This is a genomic window from Streptomyces sp. NK15101 (genome assembly GCF_020400725.1).
Taxonomy (GTDB): domain Bacteria; phylum Actinomycetota; class Actinomycetes; order Streptomycetales; family Streptomycetaceae; genus Streptomyces.
In genome coordinates this window covers 39,537-63,851 of the sequence record NZ_JAINVG010000031.1, presented here as the reverse complement: position 1 = coordinate 63,851, position 24,315 = coordinate 39,537, and the positions used below count along the sequence as shown (strand labels likewise).

General features: G+C 71.9%; 23 protein-coding genes. 13 read left to right on the top strand and 10 right to left on the bottom strand.

The genetic code is table 11. From position 1 onward, the window contains the following. Positions 1 to 10: 10 nt before the first annotated feature. The 6 genes from K7G60_RS18525 to K7G60_RS18500 all read left to right on the top strand — a co-directional run bounded on the left by K7G60_RS18525 (position 11) and on the right by K7G60_RS18500 (position 5,158). Positions 11 to 1,687 (top strand): AMP-binding protein, encoded by a 1,677-nt coding sequence (locus K7G60_RS18525; RefSeq protein WP_225802038.1) that lies wholly within the window; start codon positions 11 to 13, stop codon positions 1,685 to 1,687. A gap of 47 nt (positions 1,688 to 1,734) precedes the next feature. Beyond that, entirely contained in the window at positions 1,735 to 2,526 is a 792-nt protein-coding gene (locus K7G60_RS18520; RefSeq protein ID WP_225802037.1) for a ferritin-like domain-containing protein, read from the top strand. Then, complete coding sequence (locus K7G60_RS18515) at positions 2,523 to 3,068, top strand: PaaI family thioesterase (protein ID WP_225802036.1); 546 nt, start codon at positions 2,523 to 2,525, stop codon at positions 3,066 to 3,068. The genes K7G60_RS18520 and K7G60_RS18515 overlap by 4 nt, the downstream gene beginning before the upstream one ends. 66 nt (positions 3,069 to 3,134) lie before the next feature. After that, the gene (locus K7G60_RS18510; RefSeq protein ID WP_225802035.1) at positions 3,135 to 3,398 is read left to right on the top strand and encodes an acyl carrier protein; all 264 of its coding nucleotides are present in this window, start codon (positions 3,135 to 3,137) and stop codon (positions 3,396 to 3,398) included. A 6-nt stretch (positions 3,399 to 3,404) separates the two neighbouring features. After that, on the top strand, positions 3,405 to 4,256 hold the full coding sequence (locus K7G60_RS18505) for a cyclopropane-fatty-acyl-phospholipid synthase family protein (protein ID WP_225802034.1): 852 nt from the start codon (positions 3,405 to 3,407) through the stop codon (positions 4,254 to 4,256). Positions 4,257 to 4,267: 11 nt separating this feature from the next. Next, positions 4,268 to 5,158, top strand: coding sequence for an acyl-ACP desaturase (locus K7G60_RS18500; protein WP_225802033.1), 891 nt, complete (start codon positions 4,268 to 4,270; stop codon positions 5,156 to 5,158). Positions 5,159 to 5,345: 187 nt separating this feature from the next. On the opposite strand, the gene lanL is transcribed toward K7G60_RS18500, so the two are convergent. From lanL to K7G60_RS18485, 3 genes are all read right to left on the bottom strand, one after another. Next, positions 5,346 to 7,889 carry a class IV lanthionine synthetase LanL gene (gene lanL / locus K7G60_RS18495; protein WP_225802032.1) on the bottom strand — a complete coding sequence of 848 codons (2,544 nt, stop codon included), beginning with the start codon at positions 7,887 to 7,889 and terminating at the stop codon, positions 5,346 to 5,348. A 2-nt stretch (positions 7,890 to 7,891) separates the two neighbouring features. Further along, complete coding sequence (locus K7G60_RS18490) at positions 7,892 to 8,074, bottom strand: SflA family class IV lanthipeptide (protein ID WP_225802031.1); 183 nt, start codon at positions 8,072 to 8,074, stop codon at positions 7,892 to 7,894. Positions 8,075 to 8,226: 152 nt separating this feature from the next. Beyond that, entirely contained in the window at positions 8,227 to 9,180 is a 954-nt protein-coding gene (locus K7G60_RS18485; protein WP_225802030.1) for a glycoside hydrolase family 16 protein, read from the bottom strand. A 350-nt stretch (positions 9,181 to 9,530) separates the two neighbouring features. Between K7G60_RS18485 and K7G60_RS18480 the strand changes: the two genes are divergently transcribed. The 4 genes from K7G60_RS18480 (at position 9,531) to K7G60_RS18465 (ending at position 14,097) form a co-directional block, all read left to right on the top strand. Beyond that, positions 9,531 to 9,767: a hypothetical protein gene (locus tag K7G60_RS18480; protein ID WP_225802029.1), complete on the top strand. Its 237-nt coding sequence runs from the start codon at positions 9,531 to 9,533 to the stop codon at positions 9,765 to 9,767. Between the two features lie 233 nt (positions 9,768 to 10,000). Continuing rightward, complete coding sequence (locus K7G60_RS18475; protein WP_225802055.1) at positions 10,001 to 12,076, top strand: bifunctional polysaccharide deacetylase/glycosyltransferase family 2 protein; 2,076 nt, start codon at positions 10,001 to 10,003, stop codon at positions 12,074 to 12,076. 2 nt (positions 12,077 to 12,078) lie between these two features. After that, positions 12,079 to 13,338 (top strand): acyltransferase, encoded by a 1,260-nt coding sequence (locus tag K7G60_RS18470; protein WP_225802028.1) that lies wholly within the window; start codon positions 12,079 to 12,081, stop codon positions 13,336 to 13,338. A 192-nt stretch (positions 13,339 to 13,530) separates the two neighbouring features. Continuing rightward, a complete protein-coding gene (locus K7G60_RS18465) occupies positions 13,531 to 14,097 on the top strand; it encodes a HutD family protein (protein ID WP_225802027.1) in 567 nt (188 codons plus the stop codon). A gap of 7 nt (positions 14,098 to 14,104) precedes the next feature. Here K7G60_RS18465 and K7G60_RS18460 read toward each other — a convergent pair whose 3' ends face one another. The 4 genes from K7G60_RS18460 to K7G60_RS18445 form a co-directional block, all read right to left on the bottom strand. Continuing rightward, entirely contained in the window at positions 14,105 to 15,547 is a 1,443-nt protein-coding gene (locus tag K7G60_RS18460; RefSeq protein WP_225802026.1) for a cytosine permease, read from the bottom strand. 161 nt (positions 15,548 to 15,708) lie between these two features. Further along, positions 15,709 to 16,983 (bottom strand): MFS transporter, encoded by a 1,275-nt coding sequence (locus K7G60_RS18455; protein WP_225802025.1) that lies wholly within the window; start codon positions 16,981 to 16,983, stop codon positions 15,709 to 15,711. Further along, positions 16,980 to 18,365 (bottom strand): GH1 family beta-glucosidase, encoded by a 1,386-nt coding sequence (locus tag K7G60_RS18450; protein WP_225802024.1) that lies wholly within the window; start codon positions 18,363 to 18,365, stop codon positions 16,980 to 16,982. The genes K7G60_RS18455 and K7G60_RS18450 overlap by 4 nt, the downstream gene beginning before the upstream one ends. Before the next feature lie 65 nt (positions 18,366 to 18,430). Then, positions 18,431 to 19,129: a TetR/AcrR family transcriptional regulator gene (locus K7G60_RS18445; RefSeq protein ID WP_225802023.1), complete on the bottom strand. Its 699-nt coding sequence runs from the start codon at positions 19,127 to 19,129 to the stop codon at positions 18,431 to 18,433. Between the two features lie 201 nt (positions 19,130 to 19,330). Between K7G60_RS18445 and K7G60_RS18440 the strand changes: the two genes are divergently transcribed. Beyond that, on the top strand, positions 19,331 to 20,002 hold the full coding sequence (locus K7G60_RS18440) for a metalloregulator ArsR/SmtB family transcription factor (RefSeq protein ID WP_225802022.1): 672 nt from the start codon (positions 19,331 to 19,333) through the stop codon (positions 20,000 to 20,002). Positions 20,003 to 20,034: 32 nt separating this feature from the next. After that, entirely contained in the window at positions 20,035 to 20,544 is a 510-nt protein-coding gene (locus K7G60_RS18435; protein WP_225802021.1) for a DUF3291 domain-containing protein, read from the top strand. 8 nt (positions 20,545 to 20,552) lie between these two features. Here the strand turns inward: K7G60_RS18435 and K7G60_RS18430 are convergent, their stop codons facing one another. From K7G60_RS18430 to K7G60_RS18420, 3 genes are all read right to left on the bottom strand, one after another. After that, entirely contained in the window at positions 20,553 to 21,806 is a 1,254-nt protein-coding gene (locus K7G60_RS18430; RefSeq protein ID WP_225802020.1) for a serine hydrolase, read from the bottom strand. A gap of 129 nt (positions 21,807 to 21,935) precedes the next feature. Continuing rightward, on the bottom strand, positions 21,936 to 22,631 hold the full coding sequence (locus K7G60_RS18425) for an alpha/beta hydrolase (RefSeq protein ID WP_225802019.1): 696 nt from the start codon (positions 22,629 to 22,631) through the stop codon (positions 21,936 to 21,938). 121 nt (positions 22,632 to 22,752) lie between these two features. After that, a complete protein-coding gene (locus K7G60_RS18420; RefSeq protein ID WP_225802018.1) occupies positions 22,753 to 23,589 on the bottom strand; it encodes an SDR family NAD(P)-dependent oxidoreductase in 837 nt (278 codons plus the stop codon). A gap of 155 nt (positions 23,590 to 23,744) precedes the next feature. On the opposite strand from K7G60_RS18420, the gene K7G60_RS18415 reads away from it, so the two are divergent. Beyond that, the gene (locus K7G60_RS18415) at positions 23,745 to 24,305 is read left to right on the top strand and encodes a hypothetical protein (RefSeq protein WP_225802017.1); all 561 of its coding nucleotides are present in this window, start codon (positions 23,745 to 23,747) and stop codon (positions 24,303 to 24,305) included. The last annotated feature ends 10 nt before the right edge of the window (positions 24,306 to 24,315 follow it).

Genomic DNA, 24,315 nt, shown 5'->3' with positions numbered 1-24,315 from the left:
GGGGAAGCCGATGGACGAACCGACACTGCACACCGCCCTTGACGAGATCGCCGTCGAACACGGGGAGGTCACCGTTGATTTCCCGGCCGACAGGACAGCGCTGAGCCTGACCGAACTGAGCGCGCGGTCCCGGCGGATCGCGGCACACCTGCAAGGCCTGGGCATAGGAAGGGGAGACCGCGTCGGCGCGCTGTCCACCAACGAGCCGGACTTCCTGCTGATCCTCTTCGCGCTCAGCCGCCTCGGCGCGTGCGTGTGTCCGCTGCCGATGCACTCGCGGGAGGGCGCCGCCCGGCTGGTCGGCGTGCTCGACGACGCCGGGATCAAGGACGTGGTGGTCTCGAGCCGCCTCGCCAAGATGCTGCCCTTCATCGAGGAGGCGCTCCCGGGCCGCCGGGTGCTCGGGGCGGCCGAGATCCTGGCCCAGGGCGGACAGGACGAGGCGGACGAGGTGAGCGGCGCGGACGTGGCCGCCGAGTGCGAGATCGTCCTCCAGTACACCTCGGGCAGCACCTCGCACCCCAAGGGCGTCCGTCTGACCCACGCCAACGTCCTCGCCACCCTGCGCGCGATCCGCGACGGGATCAGGCTCACGCCCGCCGACAGGAACTCCAGCTGGCTGCCGCTCTTCCACGACATGGGCCTGTTCGGCACGCTCACCGGCATCCTGACCGGCGTGCCCTGCACCATCTGGCGGCCCTCGGCCTTCGTCAAGGACCCCGCGGGCTGGCTGCGGCAGTTCGCCGACGGCGGCTACACCGTCAGCCCGATGCCCAACTTCGCCTACGACTACCTGGTGGAGGCCGTGCCGGCCGACGAGGCCGCGTCGTACGACCTGTCCCGCTGGCGGGTGGCGTTCAACGGAGCCGAACCGATCGCCGTGGACTCGCTCGAGACGTTCTTCGGGCACTTCGCCCCGGCCGGTTTCGACCCGCGCGTGATGCTGACCGTGTACGGCCTGGCGGAGGCGACGCTCGCGGTGACCTTCCCACCGCTCGGGCGCGGTCCGCGCTTCGACTGGGTGGACCGCGCGGCGCTCGCCGAGCGGGGCGTCGCCGTACCGGTCGAGCGGACGGCACCGGGGGCGCGCGGCCTGGTCGGCGTCGGCCGCCCGGTGCTCGGGATGGACCTCCGGATCGCCGATCCGGACAGCGACGGCGGCGTCGCGCTCGACGACCGGTCGGTCGGCGAGGTGCAGCTGCGCGGCCCGTCCGTCACGGCGGGGTACGTCGACGACGCCGGCACCCTGACCCAGCCGTTCACCGCCGACGGCTGGCTGCGCACCGGCGACCTCGGCTACCTCGCCGACGGCGAACTGCACATCACCGGGCGCCGCAAGGAGATGCTCATCCTGCGCGGCGACAACTACTACCCGGACGACGTCGAGAGCGCCGTACGGACCGACGAGGCCGTGCACCGACGCCGCTGCGTGGCCTTCGTCCACCAGGAGCGCGACCGCGGCCAGGAGCGGCACGGCGAGCGGGAGTTCATGGTCCTCGTCGCGGAGACCGACCGCCCCGAGGCGGAGCACCCCGCCTCGGCCGAGCGCCTGCGCGCCCTGGTCCGCAAGGCCCTGGGCCTGCACGACCTGCACGTCGTGCTCGTGGCCCCGGACACCTTGCCGCGTACCACCAGCGGAAAGCTCCAGCGGCTCGCCGCCAGGAGCGACTTCGCGAACGGCCGCTGAAACCGGCTCACCGCCGCAGCTCACTGCCACGACCAAGGGATGAACCGATGCACAGTTACGACGTCTTCACGCAGTACGAGCGCAACCACTGGAAGCTGACCGACATCGACTTCTCCGCCGTCGACAAGGACAAGGTCAAGCCCGAGTACGTGACGATCGCCAAGAGCGCCGTGATGGGCGAGTCGAACGTCATCGCCGCCGTGCACGGCTTCCTCAACGAGTTCGTCGACGACTACGACTTCTCGACCTTCGCCGTGGTCTGGGGCAACCAGGAGGTCCAGCACCACTACATGTTCAAGGCCTGGCTCGACGCCATCGGCGAGAAGGTGGACGACGCGGCGGTGGCGGCCATGCGGGCCCCGTACGCCCCGGGCATCACCCCGTCCGCGACCCTGGCCACCAACATCATCTCCGAGCTGACGGTGAACCACATCTACCGCAGGGTGGCGAGCGCGGTCGACGAGCCGGTCCTCAACACCCTTCTCCTGAACGCCAGCCGGGACGAGGCCGGGCACGCCCGCGAGTTCATCCACTACTGCAAGGAGCGGCTGCTCCGGCACCCCGAGGAGACGGCCTCGGTCCTCGAGACGCTCTACGTCTACACCTCGGACAAGCGCATCAAGCACCCCGTGGGCATCTTCAAGAGCGAGCTGACCGAGCTGGAGGACCACGAGACCATCGACACCGCCTTCGAGCTGTTCCTGGAGCGCATCGCCGACGCCGACGAGCTGCTGGAGCTCCAGGGGAAGATCCGCAAGGTGTTCGGCACCATCGTGGACATGGACCTGTCGAGCAACGGCAAGGTCCGCCGCGCGCTGGCCGAGGTGATCGCCGCGTGACCGCGCCCACCACGGAGGCGGACCCGCGGGGCGGCGAGCCGGTCGAGCTGCCCTGGCGGGTCCTGCCGGACTACCAGTGCTTCGGCTGCTCGCCGGCCAACGAGCGCGGTCTGCGGCTCCAGTTCCGGCACACGCCGGACGGCGGCATCGAATGCACCCTCGAGTTCGACCGCACCTTCGAGTCCTACCCGGGCGTGGTGCACGGCGGGATGTCCGCCACGGTCTGCGACGAGATCATGGGCAATCTGCTGGTGCTCCGCCTGGGCGTCTCGGTCTTCACCACCAGCATGCGCACCCGCTACGTCGAGCCCCTCCGGATCGGCGCCACGTACCGCTGCACGGCGAGCACCGACGCGGTGGCGGGCGACAAGGGCCCGCACACGGCACACGCCCAGATCACCGACGCCGCCGGGCAGGCCGTCGTCTTCGTCACCGGCTCCTACCAGCCGGTGACGCCGGAGCAGACCAAGGCCCGGATGGCGATGTCCGACGACGAGGCCCGGCTGGTGGACGAGGCGCTGTCCGCGCTGCGCGACGACTGACCACCGAGCACGGCCGGCGCCGAGCACGACCCTTCCGCAGAGACACCGTACGAGGAGAGAACGAGCATGTCCCAGGCCCCCACCAAGAGCGACATCATCAGCACCGTGACCGACCTGGTCGCCGCCGAGTTCGGCCGCCCGGCCGCCGAGTTGACCCCCGACCGCGACCTCACCTCGGTGGAGGGCGCCGACTCGGTCAAGGTGCTGCGGTCCGTCGCCCGGATCGAGCGCGCGTACGACATCGAGCTGGAGGACGACCAGGTCTTCGGCTTCAAGACGATCGACGACGTGGCCGACGCCGTCGCCGCCCTCATCGCCGAGCGGGGCTGACCGCCCATGACCGTCGACCACATCGAACCGGCCGAACCGAAGACCAACCAGCACTACGACCAGGACCCCAGGGTCTTCGAGCTGTACCTCGACCGCACCCGCAAGTACAGCGCCGGGATCTACCGCACCGACGAGGACACCCTCGACCAGGCCCAGCAGAACAAGCTGCACTACGTCGCCGACCGGCTCGGCATCCGGCAGGGCGGTCGACTGCTCGACATAGGCTGCGGCTGGGGCTCCCTGATCCTCTTCATGGCGGCCGAGTACGGCGCGACCACGACGGGCATCAGCCCCGCGCCCAACCAGCACGCCTACATCGCCGAGCAGGCCGCCGCGATGGGCCTGACCGGCCAGGTGACCACCCGCATCGGGCAGATCGAGGACCTGGAGCTCGAACCGCGCTCCTACGACGCGATCACCATGCTCGGGTCGATCGTCCACATGCCCGACCTGGACGCGGTCTACCGCAAGGCCTGGGCGGCGCTCAAGCGGGGCGGCCGCATGTACGTGTCCGAGAGCTGCTACCGCAACGACGCCAAGCGCGCCGAGTTCGCCGAGCGCGAGAACTCCGTGTTCGTACGGGACTCGATCTTCGGCTGGGGCGACATGCGTCCGCTCTCCGACCTGGTACGCGGCGCGGAGAACGCCGGGTTCTCGGTCGTCGCCGTGGACGACCTGACCGAGGGCTACTGGCGCACGATCGAGGACTGGCTCGCCAACGTGGAGCGCAACGCGGCACGCCTGGACGAGATCGAGCCCGGCCTGTCCGAGCAGCTGACCCGCTATCTCAAGACGGCCAACGCGGGATGGGGCTACACCACCAAGCACTACGCACTGACCCTCGCCAAATCCCGCTGATGGAGGGCACGTTGACGGAGACCGACGCCATACCCGCCAGGTGGAGGCCCGCCCAGGTCGGCGGACCGCTGCTGCCCGCCACGGACGTGGACGCGGCGGTCGGCGCCTTCCTGCGCACCTCGCCCCCGGCGAAGCGCTGGGACACCGACTTCAGCTTCGACTGGTCCCGGGCCGACGCCGGCCGGCTGACCGATGGCGAGCGTTCGGCGGTGCAGTTCGTCACCATCATCGAGGACCACCTGCCCGGCTACTTCGCGCTGTACGAGCAGAACTTCCCGGTGGACGACAGCGTCGATCGCGAGACGTACATCCACAACCGGGAGCTGTACCACTTCACCGTCCGCTGGGCACAGGAGGAGGACACCCACGCACGTGCACTGGCCCGCTACCAGCTGGCCACCGGCATCGCCGAGCAGCAGGACCTCTGGGCCTCGCTGGCCGACGAGGGACGGAAGAAATTCGAACTGCCCTATTCGCAGGCGGTCCAGTTCTTCGTCTACCCCCTGGTGCAGGAGAAGGCCACCCAGATCTACTACCAGCACCTGCGCCAGGTCGTCGGCGATCCGGTCCTGAAGGAGGTCCTGGTCCGGCTCAGCAGGGACGAGGCCCGGCACTTCTCGTTCTTCGCGGACATGGTCGGGCGCTACCTGGAACGTCACGGGGACGCGGTGGTGGACCCGATCCGCGAAGTGATCGCCGAGTTCCGGATGCCGCTCGCGGACACCATTCGCGGGTACTGGCGCTGGGCCCTGAAGATCGCCGACACGGCGCGGTACGACCACACCGAGGCCTATGACCACCTGGTGAAGGTCGTCAACCGCGCGGTGGACGCCAAGTCGGACAAGGTGAACGAACTGATCTCGTTCGTCACGGCTTGTGGGCAGCTGGGCCCCCGGCTCTGAGCCGCGTGTCCCGGACGCCTCGGTGGTGGGGCGGCTCCTTCGGGGCCGCCCCACCGCAGGCCGGGCCGGCCTGCCGCAGTCCGGTCCCGCCGTCACCAGGGCCGGGTCGGTCATGCTCCTCCGGGCGGAGGGAGACCGGGGACGGACCCCGGCCCGGGGGGAGAGAGCCGCGACGCCCGCGGCACGGTCAGGCGACGAGGCCGAGCCGCGGACCGCCGCCGTCGCGCAGCCGCCTGAAGAAGGCCAGCACGCCCGCGGAGCCGCCGGCCCAGGTGGCGCTCGGCCGGGTGAGGCCGGTGTCCGGGAACACCGGCCGGGACCACGTGCCGCCGCTGCGGCTCAGGATGAGCAGGGCGACGGTCTCGGCCGCGTCCCGGAACTCCTCGGACGCGGACGCCTCCGCGACGTCCACCATCAGATCGCCCACCCCGGCCAGTCCGCAGCACTGCGTGACCAGCGGCATCCGCGGTGCCAGTGCGGCGCAGGCGCGCGCGGCCCGCCGGGCGAGATCGAGGTACGCGGGCTCGTCGAGGCGTTCGGCGGCCCGGACGAGCACGGTCCCGATGCCGGCCAGGCCCCGGCACCACGAACCGTAGCGGCGTGTCGCCCCCGGTTCGGCGGCCGCCGCGATGACGTCCGGGGTCACGGCGGCCAGACGCGCGGCCGCCTTCTCGGAGCGGCTGATCGCGTCCGGGTCCCCGGTCGCGCCGCCGTACTCGAGCAGGAAGCAGGCGACGCCCGCCTCGCCGTGCGCGATGCCCTCGCGGAGCGCGGCGCCGCCCGCCGTCTCCGAACCCGTCGGGGTCAGCCGTGCGGTGCCCGACGCCAGCATCCGGTCGCAGTCGGCGGCGACGGCGAGGTGCCGGTCCGCGGCGTGCGGGTGACCGGCCCGGAGGGCGTGCCGGGCGAGCAGCAGCCGGCCGAGGCCGATTCCGGCGGCGCCCGCGATCAGGTCCGCCTCCGGAGGCCCGCCGTCCGGGGCGCGCTCCGGCAGGACGGGGTGCCCGGGCCGAGCGTCCGCGTCCGTGTCCGTACCCGACTCCGCCTCCGCGAGGAAGAGTTCGACGCCGGTGCGTCCCGTGTAGAAGCCGGGCGGCAGGTTCCTGGACTGCTCCGCCGTCCACCGCGCCAGCGCGGTGACGGCGGAACGCACCTGGGGCCGGTGCGCGTGGTGGAGGAGTTCGAGGCCGAGTCCCGAACTGCCGCCGTAGACGTCGATCGAGGTGGGGACGTTCAGCCGCGCGGCCCGCACCGGGTCCACGATCGCGTGCGCTTCACCGACGCAGTACGCGGTCGTGTGCTCGACGATCTCGTCCAGGAGGTCGCTGTCGATCCGGGGACGCGCGGGCCGGCGTGCGGTTCCGGCCGTGCCGGTGCGCAGGCGGTCGGCGGCGGCGGTCCGTACGACCGGGTCGAAGCTCAGGAGGCCGGTGATCGACGACCGGATGTCCCGGTGGGCGCGCCCGGGCAGTGCCCATGCCAGGCAGGCCAGGGTCCTGTCCCGGTTGACCTCGTGGTCGGTGTCGACGATCACCGGGTCCAGGCCGGTGGCGGCGAAGAAGAGGGTCGCGCCGAGGGCGTAGTGGTCGTCGGCGGGGGCGGCCGGTCCGGTCGCGTGCAGAACCGGCTCGCTGTATCCGGGGGTCGATCCTCCCGGGCCGGCGCCGTCCCACTCGCTGATCCCGAAGTCGATCACGTGGCAGTGACCGGGTCCCGAGTCGTCGAGCACGACGTTGTCGGGCTTGAGGTCGCGGACGACCACCTTCCGGCCGTGGACCGCGTCCAGGACGCGCAGGAGCCGGGAGGCGAGGGCGGACAGGGCGCGCGCCGGACCGGTGCCGTCGTCCCGGTAGGGGCCGTTCCGCAGGACCTCCCCGCGCAGGTCCCGGTCGCCGCAGCTGCTCATCACCAGGTACTCGTCCGACTCGTGGGCGAAGTAGTCCAGTGCGCGGGGCACGCCCGTGACGCCGTCGAGCGCGGTGAGGACCGTGCGCTCGTTGCGCAGCCGGTGGCGGGCGTCCGTACCGTATTCGTCCTCGCCCATGAAGGCCCTCGCCTGTTTGACCACCACCGGCCGCCGGAGGGTGAGGTCGACCGCGCGGTAGACGTTGCCCCGGGGTGCGCGCGCGATGCCGGCGGTGACCGTGTAGCGTCCGCCGCCGAAGCGGGGCGCGGACTGCTCGTCGCCGGGTCCGGGGCCGCTCGCGAAGGGGTCCTCGGCCCAGGGCGGGCACCGGTAGCGGCCGACGGCCAGGCCGTCGAAGATCCGGCCGTCCGGCCCGGTCATGACGGACTCGAGCCGCCCGCTGCGGCCGGTCCGGTAGTCGCCCGTGAAGGGGCCGTAGCGGTAGTAGACGGGGGCCCTCGGGTCGACCCGCCGGTCGCTGACGATCCGCGGGCCCTCCCGGTCGCGCAGTACGGCGGCGAGTTCCCGGGCGACCTCGACCACGGCGTCGGCCACGGGGTAGACGGTGATCGCCTTGCCGACGGCTCCGGCGCTCACCACCCCGGAGTTGAGGCGGCGCAGCGTCTCCGGGTCACGGGCGAACTTCGCGTGGCAGACGTGCCGGGACAGTACCGGGAGCACGAGCCGGGTCACGGCGTCGAGTTCGCCGGGGCGCGCCGAGACGTGCAGTTTCCAGCCGTGCTCCATCGCCGGCATCCGCGGATCGTTCAGATACGACCAGGTGTCGTCCGACCAGCCGCTGCGGCCGGCGATGGAGACGGCCACCGCTACGAGTTCAGGTCGCAGGCGAAGCGGGTGGTGGCGGTCACCCAGGGGTCGGCGAGACACGCGGTGTGCTCGCGGTCGCTGCGGTCGTCGTCCTCGAACGCGATCGCCTCGTCGTCGATCTCCAGCGGGCCCGCATCGCGGATTCCGTCGGCTTCCAGAAGACCCGGCACGGCTAAGGGCATGTGACGCCTCCATGGTTTGTCGTGCGCTGAGGAGCGGGGAAACGGCCCAGGCGGGCCGGTGGGCCCGCTGAGCCGGGAACTCGCTGCACAAAGGTATGGAGGGTTGAACCCGCTGACAAGAGGACGGGGGAGGAACGGTTCTGCGGGCGCGGTCAGGCCTTCGGCACGGTGTTGACGTAGTCGGTGCCGGCGCTGTAGAAGCCGTCCACCGTCTTCTGGACGTCCGCCGGGGAGACGGCCTCGTCGACCTTGTGGTAGACCCAGTTGACCTTCACGTCCCAGGTGCGCGGGCCACCGGTGAAGGGGAGGTCGATGAACCAGTTGCTGAAGTGGATGTCCATCTTCTCGCGCGGCACGTACTTGCCGGAGCTGGTGAACAGCTTCTCGCCGTCCAGCGAGTAGGTGACCTTCCCGTCCATGGCGGTGATCATCAGGGTGTGCCAGCCCGCGAGGCGCCGCTTGAGGGTGCTGTGGACCCGGTCCGGCGGGTCGGCCTTGTACCAGCTGACGTTGTCGAGCTGCGGACCCACCGAACCCCAGCCGCCGTTCGGCAGGTACTCGAAGTCGAGTTCGCTGTAGTTCTCGGAGGAGTCCGCGGGGGAGATCGGGAAGAAGGTCTGGACGACGTGGTCGCCGTCGCGGCCGCTCGTGGGCTCGTCGCCGAAGTGGACCCGGGCGGCGAAGGTCCCCGTGAAGAAGTTCTTGCCGGTGGTCTGCACCTCGACCTGCCGGGTGCCCTGCTCGGTGCCGTCGGTGGTGGACCGCAGCCGCAGGACCCTGCCCCCCTGGGCGGTCGTGTCGGAGGGGAAGCCGGCGCCGTCGGCGGACCAGGTGTCCTTGATCCCCGGGCCGCCGCCGCCGGTGCGGATCTCCCAGCCGTGGTCGGCGAGGGCGGGGTCGTCGGCGCCGCTGTAGTGGAAGTTGTCGAACAGGGTTCCCGGCGGTCCGGACGGGGTCGGCGGGGCCTCCTGCGCGGGCGGGGCGGCGTCGGCGCCCCCGCCGGACGCGGCGGAGCCGGCGGAACACGCGGCGAGTACGCACAGGAGGGCGGGCAGCGTGAGCACGGCCCACGCGCGGCGACGAGAGGTGCGGCGGGGCTGGCTCACACGGGCTCCTTGGGGCGTAAAGGCGGTATTCGGACACGCCCGTTGCACGAGGATCAATCACTGATCACATGATTCGGGGGGTCATCCTAGCGAAGGGTTCTGGCCAACCCGCCACGTGTGCGCGACTCCTCCGTCCGCGGGCCGGAGCGCCCCCGTCGACATACCGATCCGATTACGGAGTTCGAACGGATCATGTCAAAAAGGTGCATCACGCCCCAATCGATTCAGGTCATGCGCTACGGTCCGCTCTACGCTTCGGCGGTCTACGTCCCTGCACAAAAAGGCCACACAAGATGCGCCAAGTCGCCACGCCCTTCGAACGCGGATCGATATACCCGGCACAGCCCGGCGTGGCCGAATCGTATTTCGAGGAGCCCGCTCCGGCACCGGTGTTCGTCGACCAGTCGGGCCTCCGCAGCCGTCTGCTGCGGCGCTTCGGCTGGCCGGTTTCCGTGATCGGCGCGGTCCTGGCGGCCGCCATGGGCAGCAGCCTGATCGGCATGCAGTCGGACGCCCCGGCGATGGAGATACCGCCGAAGCCCTCGTACCTGCCCGCCAGGGGACCCTTGTCGCCCTCCTGGCTCTAGAGGGCGCGCTCCGCGACGCCCCGCCCGAAAAGTTCGGCCATCGCGCCGAACGCCGCGACATTCCATGACATACCGCGACCATCGTGCCGACCGGAGCAACGCCTGTGGGCCGGCCGGGCGTGTCTGATCGTCCGCACCACCCATTTCCAGGAGCGCCCTTGTCCCGCCACCAGCGTCGTCGGCAGTCCCTGCTGAGACCGCGCCGACTGGCTGCGCCGCCGCTGCGCTTCTTCATGCCGCTGTCCCTGCTGGCCTGCCTGCTCGGCCTCCTCGTCCTGCGCGGCCTCGCCACCAACGAGGCGTTCCACGACACCCGGGTCGCGACCTCGGTCGACAAGACGACCGTGCCGGAGAACCTGCTCAAGGGCGGCCCGGTCATCGACGCCCGCGGCGACAAGAACAAGAACCCGGTGAGCTATCGGATCCCCAAGCGCACCGTGGTCCTGAGCTTCGACGACGGCCCCTCGCCGGAGTGGACCCCGAAGATCCTGGACGTGCTCGCGGCCCACGACGTCCGCGCGGACTTCTTCGTGACCGGCGCGATGACCACGCGCCACCCGGAACTGATCCGGCAGATCGTCGCGGGCGGCCACGAGATCGGCGTGCACACCTTCACCCATGCCGACCTGGCGTACCAGTCCAACGCCCGGATCAGCTGGGAGCTGGCGCAGACGCAACTGGCGCTGGCCGGCGTCGCGGGCGTCCACAGCGCGCTGTTCCGCCCGCCGTACTCCTCCGACGCCTCGGCGCTCGACGACTGGAACTACCCGGTGATCAAGTACGTGGGTTCCCACGGCTACCTCACCGCGTTCATCGACCGCGACACCGACGACTGGAAGCGGCCCGGCGTCGACGCGATCGTCAAGGCGGCGATGCCGCGCAAGCCCGGCGAGGGCGAGCTGATCCTGCTGCACGACGCGGGTGGCGACCGTACCGAGACCCTCGCCGCGCTCGAGCAGATCATCGTGAAGCTGAAGGGCGAGGGGTACCGCTTCGCCACCGTCTCCGAGGCGCTCGGCGCCACCAACGCCACCGTGCCGGTGCACGGCTACCAGCTGTGGGCGGGCAAGTGCTTCATCTGGGCCAGCGAGGCCGCCGTGTTCACCCTGCCGGCGCTGGTCGCGCTGCTCGCCGTCGTCGGCTTCCTCAACTTCGGCCGGTTCGCGCTGATGCTCGTCCTCGCGCCGCTCCACGCCCGGCGCTCCCGGCGGCGGGACGCGTGGGGACCACCCGTCACCGAGCCGGTCACCGTCCTCGTCCCGGCGTACAACGAGCGCGAGTGCATCGCGAACACCCTCAACTCCCTGATCGCCAGTGACCATCCGATCGAAGTGATCGTCATCGACGACGGCTCCACGGACGGCACCGCGGACATCGTCGAGGAGATGAACCTGCCGTTCGTCCGGCTGATCCGCAAGGTCAACGGCGGCAAGTCCAGCGCGCTCAACACCGGCATAGCGGCCGCGTCGCACGACATCATCGTGATGATGGACGGCGACACCGTCTTCGAACCGTCCACCGTGCGCGAGCTGGTCCAGCCCTTCGGCGACCCGGGGATCGGCGCGGTCGCGGGCAACGCCAAGGTCGGCAACCGCGACAGCCTGATCGGCGCCTGGCAGCACATCGAGTACGTCCTCGGCCACAACCTGGACCGCCGGATGTACGACATGCTCAACGTCATCCCGACCATCCCCGGCGCGGTCGGCGCCTTCCGCAAGGAGGCCCTGCAGCGGGTCGGCGGGATGAGCGACGACACCCTCGCCGAGGACACCGACATCACCATGGCGGTGCTCTGCGACGGCTGGCGGATCGTCTACGCCGAGCGCGCCCGCGCCTGGACCGAGGCCCCCGCCAGCATCCAGCAGCTCTGGTCCCAGCGGTACCGCTGGAGCTACGGCAGCATGCAGGCGATGTGGAAGCACCGCCGCGCCGTGACCGCCCGCGGCCCGGCCGGGCGCTTCGGCCGGCTCGGGCTGCCCCTCGTCGTGATGTTCGGCGTGGTCGCCCCGCTGCTCGCGCCGCTGGTCGACATGTTCCTGCTGTACGGCGTGCTGTTCGCGGACGCCCCGATCACCCTCGCCAGCTGGGGCGGCTTCATCCTGCTCCAGGCCGTGCTGTCCTGGTACGCCTTCCGGCTCGACGGCGAGAAGCCCCTGCACCTGATCAGCCTGCCGATCCAGCAACTGGTCTACCGACAGCTGATGTACATCGTCCTGCTGCAGTCCACGATCACGGCGCTGACCGGTGGCCGGCTGCGCTGGCAGAAGCTCCGGCGCACCGGCGAGGTCGCCGCACCGGTGGAGGCCTGACCATGACCGCATCCTTCGAGTTCAGGGGAAACCAGGACACCGTCCAGCTGAGGATCCCCACCGCTCTGCGGCGGGAGTCCCGGCCGGAGCCGGAGCCGTCGACACCGTCCCCGCGCAAGGGCGGCCGGGACCGCTATCTCGACCTGCTGCGCGCGCTGGCGCTGGTCCGTGTGGTGATCTACCACAACTTCGGCTGGTTCTGGCTGCCCGTCGTCTTCCCGTCGATGGGCGTGATGTTCGCGCTGGCCGGGTCGCTGATGACACGCTCGCTCAGCCGTCCCGCCCTGGGCGTCATCCGGGGCCGTCTGCGCCGGCTGCTGCCGCCGATGTGGCTGTTCGGCGCGGTCGTCCTCACCCTCGAGATCGTCGACGGCTGGGGGCCCGAGGCCGAGGGCCATCCCAACTGGTGGTGGGGCAAGCTGCTGTTCTGGCTCGTGCCGCTGAGCACTCCGCCGTACGCCGAATCACTGAACGGTTTCGACCATCTCGTGGGGCAGGGCTGGGCGGTGCAGGTCGTCGTCCCGCTCTGGTACCTCCGCGCGTACCTCTGGTACGTCCTGCTCTCACCGCTGCTGCTGTGGGCGCTGCGGCGGATGCCGGTGGTGACGCTGTCCGCGCCGATCGCGCTGACGATCGTGCTGAACACGTTCTTCATCGACCAGGAGTTCCTCTACGGCCGGGTCTGGGAGAACCTCAGCGACTTCGCCATGTTCGGCTCCTGCTGGATCCTCGGCATGGCCCACCAGGAGGGCCTGCTCAAGAAGATCCCGCAGTACGTCCTGCCGTCCGTCGCGCCGCTGATCATGGTGGCCGGCTGGTGGTACCTGCAGACCCGACCGGTCGATCCGACCGTGCACACCGACATCGAGAGCTGGCCGATCGCCCAGGCCCTGTGGTCCTTCGGCTTCGTCGCCCTCCTGCTCCACGTCAGTCCCTCCTGGGAACAGTGGCCCCGACCGCTGGAACGCTGGAACGGCCTGATCAGCCTGCTCAACTCACGAGCGGTCAGCGTCTACCTCTGGCACCAGGTCGCGTTGGTGGCCGCCATCCCGCTGATCGACCCCCTCTGGTCCGTCGGCTTCTTCTACGAGCACTTCCAGTGGCTGCTGATGAGCCAGTGGTTCCCGCTGCTGGTGGCGATCCCCCTGACCGGACTGCTGGTGCTGACCTTCGGCTGGATGGAGGACGTGGCCGCGAAGCGCCCTCCGCGGCTCTTCCCGTACCCGCGCCGCGTACGGGGAAGGCGCCGGGCCGGCGTCTGACGCGGCCGCGGCGGGTCGGTCCCGGCTTTCCGAAGCCGCGGACCGGGGGGCCGTTCCGGAGAGATCCGGAACGGCCCCGGCCGTTCGTCGGGCCGGGCGAGGACGAACCCGCCCGGATGCGGTCCGTGGCCCTCTCTATCGTTGGCCGCACGGGTGACCCGCACCCGTACCGCACGCAGCCCGGGAGTCCCCATGCACCGCTTCGATGTCGAGACCCTGACGGCGGGCCGGTGGCGCAACGGCGGGGGCGCCACCCGGGAGATCGTCTCGTGGCCGGTGGGCGCCGAGGAGTTCCGGTGGCGTGCGAGCGTCGCCGACATCGACCGGGACGGGCCGTTCTCGGCGTTTCCCGGGGTGGACCGGACGCTGACCCTCCTGGCGGGCGACGGCGTGCGGCTGACGGCGCCCGGCGTCTTCGACCGGACGGCGCGCGCGGAGGAGCCCCTCGCGTTCCCCGGCGACCTGGAACTCGCCGCCGAGCTGCGGGGCGGCGCGTGCCGGGTCCTCAACATCATGGTGCGGCGCGGCCGCGCGGCGGTCCGGGTGGACCGGGTCACCGGGCCCGTCGTGCCGGCCGTCGGCCGCGCCGGGGTGGTCCACGTGCTGCGCGGCCAGTGGCGGACGGGTGCCGGGGAAGGCCCGCTGGCCGCGGGGCAGGGCGTGTGGTGGGACGAGGACGACGAGGCGCCGGGCCGAGCGGTCACGCCGCTCTCGCCCGACGCCGCCGCCCTGTGGGCGGATGTCGTGCCGGTGAGGTGAGTACGGGTCAGCCCACGGTCGCCGTCGGCCGGTCGCCGTCGGCGGCCGGATGCACGGTCTCGGCGGGCGGGTCGGCGGTGCGCCGCACCCACAGCCAGTACAGCGCCGCGGTGACGGCCAGGCCGACGATCCACGAGATGTCGGCGCCGTCGAGCCTCTTCGTGATCGCGCCGGTGTACAGCTTCGTGGCCAGGAACGGGATCTGCACGGCGACGCCCACGAGGTAGCAGGTCAGCGCGGTGACGTTCCAGCGCCCGTAGCGGCCGTCCGGGTCGTACAGGGCGGGGATGTCGACGCGCTCGCGGGACACCAGGTAGTAGTCGACCAGGTTGATCGCGCTCCACGGGGTGAACACCATCAGGATCAGCAGCACGAAGTTCTTGAAGTTGTTCAGGAAGTCGGCGCTGGCGGCCAGCGCGATGCCGACCGACACGGCGGTGAAGCCGACGATGTAGGCGGCGCGGGCGGCGGCCGAGATCCGCGAGCGGCCGTCGAAGGCGGTGACGGTCGTCAGGATCGACATGAAGCCGCCGTACGCGTTGAGGCAGTTGACGGTCAGCTTGCCGACCACGATCACCAGGTAGATCAGGAAGGCGAGGGCCGCGGGCCCGGCCAGGCCGCCGAGGAAGCCCACCTGGTCGGGGAGGAAGGCCTTGCCCGCGACGGCCGCGGTGAGCGCCCCGAGGGTCATGGCCCACTGGGAGCCGATCACGGAGCCGGCGAACGTGGACCAGAAGGTCGCGCGCGTGCTGGTGTCGCGCGGCAGGTAGCGCGAGTAGTCGGCGACGTACGGGCCGAAGGTCAGCTGCCAGCCGGCGCCGAGCCCGACGGCGAGCAGGAACGTCGCCGTCTCGAAGCCCTTGAGCCCGACGTGCGCGCCGACGTCGTACTGCGTGAACACCCGCACGAGGAGATAGCCGAGGCCGAGCACGCCGACGACGGTGGCGACCCGGCCGGCGGCGTGGATGAGCCGGTAGCCGGTGACCGCTACCACGGCGGTCAGCACGCCGAAGACGAGGATGCCGACCCGCGTGTCGTCGACGTGCAGCAGCTCGGACAGGGCCTGGCCGGCCAGGACGCTGCCGGTCGCGGCGAAGCCGAGGTACATGAGGATCACCAGGAGCAGCGGCAGGACCGCGCCGTGGACGCCGAACTGCGCGCGGCTGGAGATCATCTGCGGAACGCCGAGGCGCGGGCCCTGCGCGGAGTGCAGCGCCATGACGATGCCGCCGAGCACGTTGCCGATCAGCAGCGCCGGTATCGCCCACAGCGCGTCGGCGCCGAAGACGACGGACAGCGCGCCGTCGACGATCGCGGTGATCTGCATGTTGGCGCCGAACCACAGCGTGAACTGGCTGCGCGGCGTGCCGTGCCGCTCGGCGTCGGGGATGACCTCGATGGTGCGCCTCTCCATCGCGAGTCGTTCCCCGGGTGTGTGTCGGACCGGCATCTCGAAGACCTCTCCCGGCAGCGATTCCTGTGGATCCGGACGGACCGCAGCCGTCGTCCCGCACTGCGGTGCGCCGAATCTCGCATAGGGGCCAACAGGGATCAATACTCTGAATGAATAATTTCAGCAGTTGGGATGCGGTCCGGTCCTGCCGGGAGGCGTCAGGCCACGCCCCGGACGCGGCCGACGAGGAGGCCTCCGAGGAGGATGGCCAGGGCCGCGGTCACGTACAGACCGGTGTAACCGCCGAGGTGGGCGATGACCGGCGAGGCGAGGGCGGGGGCGAGGACCTGGGGGCCGGAATTGGCGATGTTGATGACGCCGAGGTCCTTGGCGCGGTCGGCGGCCGCGGGCAGGACCTCGGTGACCAGGGCCTGGTCGACGGCGAGGTAGATGCCGTACCCCGCCCCGAGGACGGCCGCGGCGGCGAGCGCGGACGGCCAGGTGTGGAGCAGGGCGAGCAGCAGCGCGGCGGCGGCCATGATCAGCGAACAGAGGACGACGAAGCCCTTGCGGCGGCCGGCGCGGTCGGACAGCACGCCCACGGGAACGGCCGTGAGCGCGGCACAGAGGGTGTAGACCACCGTGAGGATCAGTACGCCGGTGCCGGGGTCGCCGTAGTGGACGGCGTCGGCGAGGAAGTAGAACAGGTAGAGGGTGCCCAGGGCGTTGCCGAGGTTGATCAGGAACCGGGTGAGCCACGCCCAGCCGAAGTCGGGGTGCCGCCGGGGACTCAGCCAGAAGGAGCGGGCGAAGGCGCCGGCGTCGAAGGCGGGGCGCAGCGCCCGCGGCAGGGCCGGCTCGGTCTGGCGCAGCACGAAGGGGAGGGCGAGCGCGACGGTGAGCAGGGCCAGCGTGACGTAGCCGGACCGGACGCCGGTGACGAGGAGGGTGGTGATCAGCGCGCCCAGGACCAGGCCGACGGACTGCGTGAGGCCCGTCCAGCCGGAGACCTGCGCGCGCTGGCCGAGCGGCACCCGGTCGGCGATCGGGGTGGTGACGCCGGCCAGCATCGCGTTGAGGCCCGCCTGCGCGAGGCACCAGCCGACGGCGACCCCCGCCACGGTGTGCTGGGCGGCGGTCACCGCGAGGCCCGCCGCCCCGGCGAGGGCGCCGCCGAGGATCCAGGGCCGGCGGCGGCCGTACCGGCTCGTGGTCCGGTCCGACCACGCCCCGGCGAGCGGGTTGGCGAGGACCGCGACGAGCGCGCCGAGGCCGGTGACGAGCGACAGCGCGGCGTTCTTGCCGTGCGGGTCGATGTGCGCCAGCTGGAGCGGCAGCAGGATCTGGATGGGCGTCATGAAGGCCATGAAGACGGCGAGGGTGGCCAGCGAGAGGCCCGCCGTCCACCCGGCCCCGACCGGGACGGTGGGCTCGGCGAGGACGGCGGCGTGGCCGGTCCCGTCCGCCGCGTCCTCCGCGCGGGCCCGGGTCATGAGGACGATCGGGTCCGCTGGGAGGCGATCAGGTCGCGGTACCACGCGAAGCTCGCCCGGGGCGTGCGGCGTCCGGTGGCGAAGTCGACCTCGACCAGGCCGAAACGCTGGTGGTAGCCCTCGGCCCACTCGAAGTTGTCGAGCAGCGACCAGGTGAAGTAGCCGCGCACGTCCACCCCCCGGGCCACGGCGTCCGCGACGGCGGTGATGTGTCCGGCGAGGTAGTCGACGCGTTCCCGGTCGTCCGTGCCGGCCGGCTGCGAACAGCCGTTCTCGGTGATCCACACCGGCGGAAGGACCCCGCCGTAACGGGCCTCGAGACCGGTGAGCAGCTCCGTGAGCCCGTCGGGGACGACCGGCCAGCCGAACGCGGTCCTCCCGTACGTCTCCTGAGGTTCGGTCAGATCGAAGGGCAGACCCGCCGCCGGATCGGCCGGGGCGGTCACCCAGCTCGGGTTGTAGTAGTTGACGCCCAGTCCGTCGAGCGGCGCGGCGATGGTGGCGAGGTCGCCGTCGCGCACCACTCCCCCCCAGCTCGGCTCGGTCACGCCGTAGGCCGAAAGGTCCGGGTAACTCCCCAGGAGGACCGGGTCGTTGAAGAGACGGTTGTGCAGGGCGTCGTACGCGGAGGCCGCCGCCGCGTCCGCGTCCGACCGGGCGTCCGTGCGCAGCCGCACGGGCGTGCAGTTGTTGGCGATCAGCACCGAGGCGTCCGGGACGGCGGCCCGCAGCGCCGCGGTCGCGAGGCCGTGGCCGAGCAGCTGGTGGTGCGCGACGGGCAGCGCGTCGAGGAGCAGGGCGCGGCCCGGGGCGTGGACGCCGAAGCCGTAGCCGAAGGACATGTGCACGAAGGGCTCGTTCAGGGTGATCCACCGCTTCACCCGGTCGCCGAGCCGGTCCGCCGTCACCGCCGCGTACTCGGCGAACCGGTGCGCGGTCCCCCGGTTCAGCCATCCGCCCTCGTCCTCCAGGGCCTGCGGCAGGTCCCAGTGGAAGAGGGTGGGGGTGGGCTCGATCCCGGCGTCGAGCAGCGCGTCGACCAGCCGGTCGTAGAAGTCGAGGCCGCGCGGCTCGACCTTGCCCGCGCCGGCCGGCAGGACGCGGGGCCAGGAGACCGAGAAGCGGTACGCGTCGAGCCCGAGCCGGCGCATCAGCGCCACGTCCTCGTCGAACCGGTGGTAGTGGTCGCAGGCGACGTCGCCGGTGTGGCCGTCGCGGACGGCTCCGGGGCGCCGCACGAAGGTGTCCCAGATCGACGGCCCCTTGCCGTCCTCGTCCGCGGCGCCCTCGATCTGGTACGCGGCGGTGGAGGCGCCCCAGACGAAGTCGGCCGGGAGCGGGGGGAGTCGGGTGGGATCGGTGGCGCTGGTTGTCACGGGCACCTGCCTTCACTGCCGGCTTGCCGTCCGAGGTGGGCCGCACCGTAACATGAACGTGTGTTCACGTTCTATGGGTGGGACGGGGCGGATCCCGCGCTCCCCGGGGGGCACCCCTCCTCGGTCGTCAGCCGGTCGCGCAGGTCCTCCCAGTAGCGGTTCAGCATCCGCTTCAGCTCGTCCACGGTCTCCAGGTCCGGCTCGCCGTCGCCCTTGAACACCTCGTGCAGCACGGCGTTGGCGGCCCACACCGCCATCCGGGCCGCCCGCCGCACCCGCTCGCCGCCGGCCACGCCGGTCAGGTGCTCGACGATGCGCCGCAGGCCCTCGGCGATGAGCTCGTTGCTCGCCTCGTCGGCACGGGCGAGCTCGGGGCTGAGGTGCCGGCCGGCCCACAGCGCCATGCCGCCCGGCTGGGACCGGAACAGCTCGGTGCAGACGTCGACCATCGTGTCCACCAGATCGGTCAGTCCGCCCCCGACCGCCCGCTCGACGAGCTCGTCGACGGCCGTCTCGAAGGCCTCCAGGTACCGCCGGCCGAGCGCGTCCACCACCGCGCCCTTGTCGGGGAGGAACTGGTAGATGCTGCCGACCGGCACGCCCGCCTCCTCGGCGATCCGCCGCATCGTCAGCGCCTCGTACCCCTCCCGGGCCAGGATCCGGTCGGCCGCGCCGAGGACGGCCTCGACCCTGGCCCGGCTGCGGGCCTGCCGCGGCTGCCTCCGGAGCCGCGGCCCCGCGTCCGGCTCCGGCCTCGTCGCTTCCGCCACCACACGCTCCCGGTCGTCCGTCGAGGCGCGAACGTAACACGCGACCGCGCGGCCGGCGCGGGACGGCTTCCTCCCCCGGCGGACACCGGGTCGCGTCGCGGACGCCGTCCTCACGGCGCTGCGCCGCGTCGCGGTGGTCCGGTCCCGGCCCGAGCGGTCCGTCCTTCTATCGCCAATCCGTGTTGTTCCTAGACTGGTCCCGTGGAGGACATCGACGCGATCGCGGTGCTGCAGGATCCTGTACGGCGCCGCCTGTACGAGTACGTGGTGGCCCAGGGCCGCGAGGTCGGCCGCAACGAGGCCGCCGAGGCGACGGGGGTGGCACGGACCCTCGCCGCGCACCATCTGGACAGGCTGACCGGTGCCGGGCTGCTCGAGAGCGGCAGCCGCCGTCTGTCGGGACGGTCGGGGCCGGGGGCCGGCCGTCCCGCCAAGGTGTACGTGCGGGCCCGTGGCGAGCGGACGGTGTCGCTGCCCGCCCGCGACTACCGCACCGCCGCCGAGCTGCTCGCGGAGGCCGCCGAGCAGGCCGGGCTCGACGCCGGTCTCTGCGCGGCGGCGCGCCGCCGGGGCGAGGCGCTGCGCGGCTCGGCGGGACCCTGCGGGAGCCTCGAAGAGGCCGTGGAGACGCTGGCGGCGCGCGGCTACGAGCCGTACCGGGAGGACACCGAGGGGGCGGCGACGGATGTCGTCCGGATGCGCAACTGTCCCTTCCATTCCGTCGCCGAGAGCTTTCCGCCGCTCGTCTGCGGCATGAACCTCGCGCTCCTCGAAGGGCTGCTCGGCGCGGGGGGACCCGTCGGCGCCCGCATGGACGCGCGGCCGGGGGAGTGCTGCGTGGTGGTCGAGGCTTCTAAAAACAATGGAGATTGACATAGAAAAGCGGCGCGTGCTGGGATGAGGCCATGACCACGGCCCGGCACTCCGCCCACCTCGCCCAGCTCAACGTCTCCAGGCTCCTCCACCCCCTCGACGACCCGCGCGTGGCGCCGTTCGTCGAGATGCTCGACCCGGTCAACGCCGCCGCCGACGAGGCCCCCGGCTTCGTGTGGCGGCTCATGGGCGAGGGGGAGGCCGACGCCACCGGACTGCGCCCGCTGGGCGACGACGTCATCGTCAACCTGTCGGTCTGGCAGACCCGGGAGGCCCTGTGGGACTTCGCCTACCGCAGCGGGCACCTGGAGGTCATGCGGAAGCGCCGTGACTGGTTCCACCGGCACGTCGAGGCGCACCTGGTGCTCTGGTGGGTCCCCGCCGGGCACGTCCCGACCGTCGACGAGGCCGTCGAACGGCTGGCGGACCTGCGGGCGCACGGTCCGTCCCCGCGCGCCTTCACCTTCGCCTCCTTCCACACCGCCGCGGAGGCCGCCGAGACCGCCGGGCACACGCCGGACGCGGACCCGGCGGCGGTCTGAGGCGGCCGTCAGCCGAAGTCGGGAATGGGATGGGCCGGGGCCAGCGCGGCCGCGATCCGCTGGGCGATCGTGTGGGCCGAGTGGCCCGACGGGGCGGCCGGGCCGTTCGTGGTCGAGACCGCGACGGCCAGCCGCTCGGACGGCAGGTACGCCTGGGACGCCGAGTACCCGAAGAACAACGGGTGCTGGGACACCCAGTCGCCCAGCACGAGCAGCCCCAGGCCGTAGTGGGTGGCCTCCGTCTGCGCGAGGCAGACCGTCGCCGGGCACTTGGCGGTGGCGTGGCCCAGACCGACCGTCCCCGGGTCCAGCAGCTCCCGGTAGGACGACGGGGAGAGCAGCCGGCCCGAGCCGATGCCGGCGGCGGAGCTCGCCAGGTCACAGATGTCGGTGGTCTCCACCGCGCCCGGGGCGGTGGTCCACGAGGGGTTCCAGAACGTCGACTCCTCGTACGTCCCGCGGTCGGACGTGAAGGCGTGCAGGACGGGTGCGGGGATGTCGGGCGTGAAACCGTTGCGGGTCTCGCGCAGCCCGAGCGGGCCCAGGACCTCGTGCCGGAGCAGGACGTCGAGGCGCGTGCCGGTGATCTTCTCCAGGGCGGCGCCCAGGAGGACGAAGTTGGCGTGCGAGTAGCTCCAGTTGGTGCCCGGCTCGTACCAGCGCTCCTTGCCCGTCGACAGCCGCACCAGCTCGTCGGCGGTCCACTGGCGGAACGGGTTCGCGGAGACGGCCCGCTGGAACTCCGGCAGCCGGACGTAGTCGACGAGACCGGTGGTGGAGGCGGCCAGCATCCGCAGGGTGATCCGGTCGCCGTCCTCGAGGCCGGGCAGCCAGCGCGCGACGGGGTCGTCGAGGCGCACCACGCCCCGGTCGACCAGTCGCAGCAGCGCCGTGCCCATGTAGCTGATCGCGATGTTCCCGTTCCGGAAGTGCATGGCGGGGGTGGCCGGAACGCCCGTCATCGACTCGCCGAGCGCGGTGGTGACGACCTCGCGGCCGTCGACGGTGACCCGCAGGATCACGGACTTGAGGTCCATCTCCGCCTTGGCCCGCTCGGCGATCCGCAGGACGTCGCGCGCCGGACCGCGGTCGGGCACCCGGGAGCCCACGCAGGGCCGGTGGGGGCGGGCGTCGGTCGCCGGGGCGCCGGCCGCCGCGGCCGGGGCGCAGAGGGCGAGGAGCGCGGCGACGGCGGTGACCGCGGCACGGCGTGACCGGGAAGCGGACCGGAGAGGTCCGGTCTTGGCGCGAGGTGGTCTCATGGCCGGAGTATTGGCCGGTGGGGGCCGCGCGGCGGCCCGGGGTGCCCTCGACCCGCGCGAGCGTCACCCGTCAGGCCCGCACGCCGCCGCCGCGCGGGTGCACGGCGGCGACACCGGTGTGCGGCCCGGTCAGCCGACGGTCTCGCGGACCGCCTCCTCGATCAGGTCGACGACCTCCACGGGCCGGGAGGCCAGGGAGGCGTGGCTCGCGTCGAGTTCGACGATCTTGCGGGCGTTGGCGCGCCGGGCCATGCGGCGCTCGTTGTCCGGGTGGATCATGCGGTCCTGGGTGGACACCTGGTACCAGACGGGCTTGTTGCGCCAGGCCGGTGCGGTGACGCTGTCGCCGAAGGTGGAGGCGAGCGGTGCCTTCTGGGTGACGGCCATGACGAGCGCCTCGTCGGGTGCGAGGTCCTGGGCGAAGCTCTCGTGGAACTTGTCCTGTTTGATCCAGAGGTAGCCGTCGGAGTCGGGGGCGATGTTGTCGAAGGCGGCCGGCGGGTTCTCCTGGCTGATCCGGCCGGGGCTCTGGCCTTCGGCCGGTGCGAAGGCGGCGATGTAGACGAGGGCCTTCACGTTGGGCAGGTCGCCGGCCTCGGTGATGACCGCGCCGCCGTAGGAGTGGCCGACGAGGACGACCGGGCCGTCGACCTGCTTGATCATCTTGCGGGTGCGTTCGGCGCCGTCGGCGAGGGAGGTGAGCGGGTTCTCGACGGCGCGGATCCTGTCGTGGCCGCGCTTGTTCAGCTCGACGATGACGTTCGCCCAGTGGGCGGCGCCGCCCCAGAAACCGTGGACCAGGACGATGGTGGGCTTCTCGGCCATGCTTCCCTTCCTTCACGGGGGATCACTCCGAGCGAGTCTGCTGCGTGGTGACCGCCGCGGCGCGGTGCGCCGTCCAAGGGAGTGACGGCCGTCCGGACGCCGCCCGGGGCCCGCCCCCGGATCAGGCCGGATCGGGAAGCCAGGCCCGTTCCGTCAGCTCGTGCGTCAGCCTCATCAGCCGCTCGCGCGCCTCGGCGTCGTACGCCTGCTCGTGGGCCCGCGCATCGGTGAACCGGTCGAAGTAACGGCCGGTGACACCGGCGAGCTCCGGGTCCAGGAGCAGCCGTACGGTGGGACGGACGCCCTCCTCCGTGGTGGTGACGGGCGTGAGGCCGTAGGCGCGGACGGCGGGCGTGTCCATCAGGTGGGCGGGGTGGAGGGCGTTCACCGTGACGCCGGTGTCCTCCAGCTCGGCGGCCAGCTCGAAGGTCGCCATGATCATGGCCAGCTTGCTCCGGCAGTAGGCGCGCAGACCCTCGTAGCCCCGCTCCAGCATCACGTCGTCGAAATCGACGGCCTCCTGCCCGATCGACGCGACGTTGACGACCCGCGCCGGAGCCGAGGCGGTGAGCAGGGGCAGCAGGGCGCGGGTGAGCGCGTACGGTGCCAAGTGGTTCACCGCGAAGCGGAGTTCATGGCCCTGGCTGCTCAGCTCCCGGGTGAGCGGCCGCGAGCCGCCGCCCGCCACCGCGTTGTGGACCAGCCCGTCGAGGTGCGGCTCCGCCGCCCTGATCCGGGCGGCCATCGCACGCACCTGGTCCAGGTCGGAGAGGTCGGCGAGATAGGTGCGGACCGTGGTGCCGGGCCCCGCGGCCCGGGTCTCGGCGGCCACGGCCTCAAGCCGTTCGGCGTTCCGGCCGTGCAGGAGGAGGGTGCCGCCGCGGGGCGCCAGATCGAGCGCGAGCGCGCGCCCCATCCCCGTGGTGACGCCGGTGATCAGAGTGGTGTGCTGGGTCATGCGACGACAGTGGCAGCGTCCGGCGGCCCCAGGGAGGGTGTGCCGCACCTGGTGTCGACACCACCAGGCAGACGCCCGGCACCCGGCGGCCGTTTCAGTCCGGCGCGCCTGGGCAGCCGCCGTGGACACAGCCGAGAGCCGAGGGAGCGAGGCCGATGTCGACAGGAACGATTCTGGCCATCGTCATACCCGTCGTGGTGGTGATCGCGCTGATCGTGCTGGCCATCGCCCTGGACCGGCGGCGCCGCCGTCGGCTGCAGGAGCGCTTCGGACCCGAGTACGACCGCGCCGTCGAGGACGCCGGGAGCAGGCGGGCCGCCGAGCACGACCTCGGGGAGCGGGAGAAGCGCCACGAGGACCTGGACATCAAGCCGTTGTCGAGCGGGGCGCGGGAGCGCTACGCCCAGCAGTGGAGCAGCGTGCAGGAACAGTTCGTGGACCGTCCCGACGGCGCGGTGCACGACGCGGACACGCTGGTGACCTCGCTCATGCGCGAGCGGGGCTATCCCACGGAGGGCTTCGAGCAGCAGATGCGGGACCTCTCCGTGGAGCACGGCCGCACCCTGGAGCACTATCAGGCGGCGCACGAGATCAACGCCCTGAGCTTCTCGCGGCAGGCCACGACCGAGCAGTTGAGGGGCGCGATGGTCCACTACCGGGCGCTGTTCGACGAGCTTCTCTCGAACGGCGACGCGCCCGGACAGGGCCGGAGCTGACCAGGAGGAC

Bases quoted from the DNA above. Each gene is read 5' to 3' on its own strand.
- K7G60_RS18460 (WP_225802026.1), bottom strand. From the start codon at position 15,547: ATGCCGGTCCGACACACACCCGGGGAACGACTCGCGATGGAGAGGCGC.
- K7G60_RS18490 (WP_225802031.1), bottom strand. From the start codon at position 8,074: ATGCCCTTAGCCGTGCCGGGTCTTCTGGAAGCCGACGGAATCCGCGAT.
- K7G60_RS18520 (WP_225802037.1), top strand. From the start codon at position 1,735: ATGCACAGTTACGACGTCTTCACGCAGTACGAGCGCAACCACTGGAAG.
- K7G60_RS18455 (WP_225802025.1), bottom strand. From the start codon at position 16,983: ATGACCCGGGCCCGCGCGGAGGACGCGGCGGACGGGACCGGCCACGCC.
- K7G60_RS18475 (WP_225802055.1), top strand. From the start codon at position 10,001: ATGCCGCTGTCCCTGCTGGCCTGCCTGCTCGGCCTCCTCGTCCTGCGC.
- K7G60_RS18505 (WP_225802034.1), top strand. From the start codon at position 3,405: ATGACCGTCGACCACATCGAACCGGCCGAACCGAAGACCAACCAGCAC.
- K7G60_RS18525 (WP_225802038.1), top strand. From the start codon at position 11: ATGGACGAACCGACACTGCACACCGCCCTTGACGAGATCGCCGTCGAA.
- K7G60_RS18435 (WP_225802021.1), top strand. From the start codon at position 20,035: ATGACCACGGCCCGGCACTCCGCCCACCTCGCCCAGCTCAACGTCTCC.
- K7G60_RS18465 (WP_225802027.1), top strand. From the start codon at position 13,531: ATGCACCGCTTCGATGTCGAGACCCTGACGGCGGGCCGGTGGCGCAAC.
- K7G60_RS18420 (WP_225802018.1), bottom strand. From the start codon at position 23,589: ATGACCCAGCACACCACTCTGATCACCGGCGTCACCACGGGGATGGGG.
- K7G60_RS18510 (WP_225802035.1), top strand. From the start codon at position 3,135: ATGTCCCAGGCCCCCACCAAGAGCGACATCATCAGCACCGTGACCGAC.
- K7G60_RS18415 (WP_225802017.1), top strand. From the start codon at position 23,745: ATGTCGACAGGAACGATTCTGGCCATCGTCATACCCGTCGTGGTGGTG.
- K7G60_RS18430 (WP_225802020.1), bottom strand. From the start codon at position 21,806: ATGAGACCACCTCGCGCCAAGACCGGACCTCTCCGGTCCGCTTCCCGG.
- K7G60_RS18470 (WP_225802028.1), top strand. From the start codon at position 12,079: ATGACCGCATCCTTCGAGTTCAGGGGAAACCAGGACACCGTCCAGCTG.
- K7G60_RS18425 (WP_225802019.1), bottom strand. From the start codon at position 22,631: ATGGCCGAGAAGCCCACCATCGTCCTGGTCCACGGTTTCTGGGGCGGC.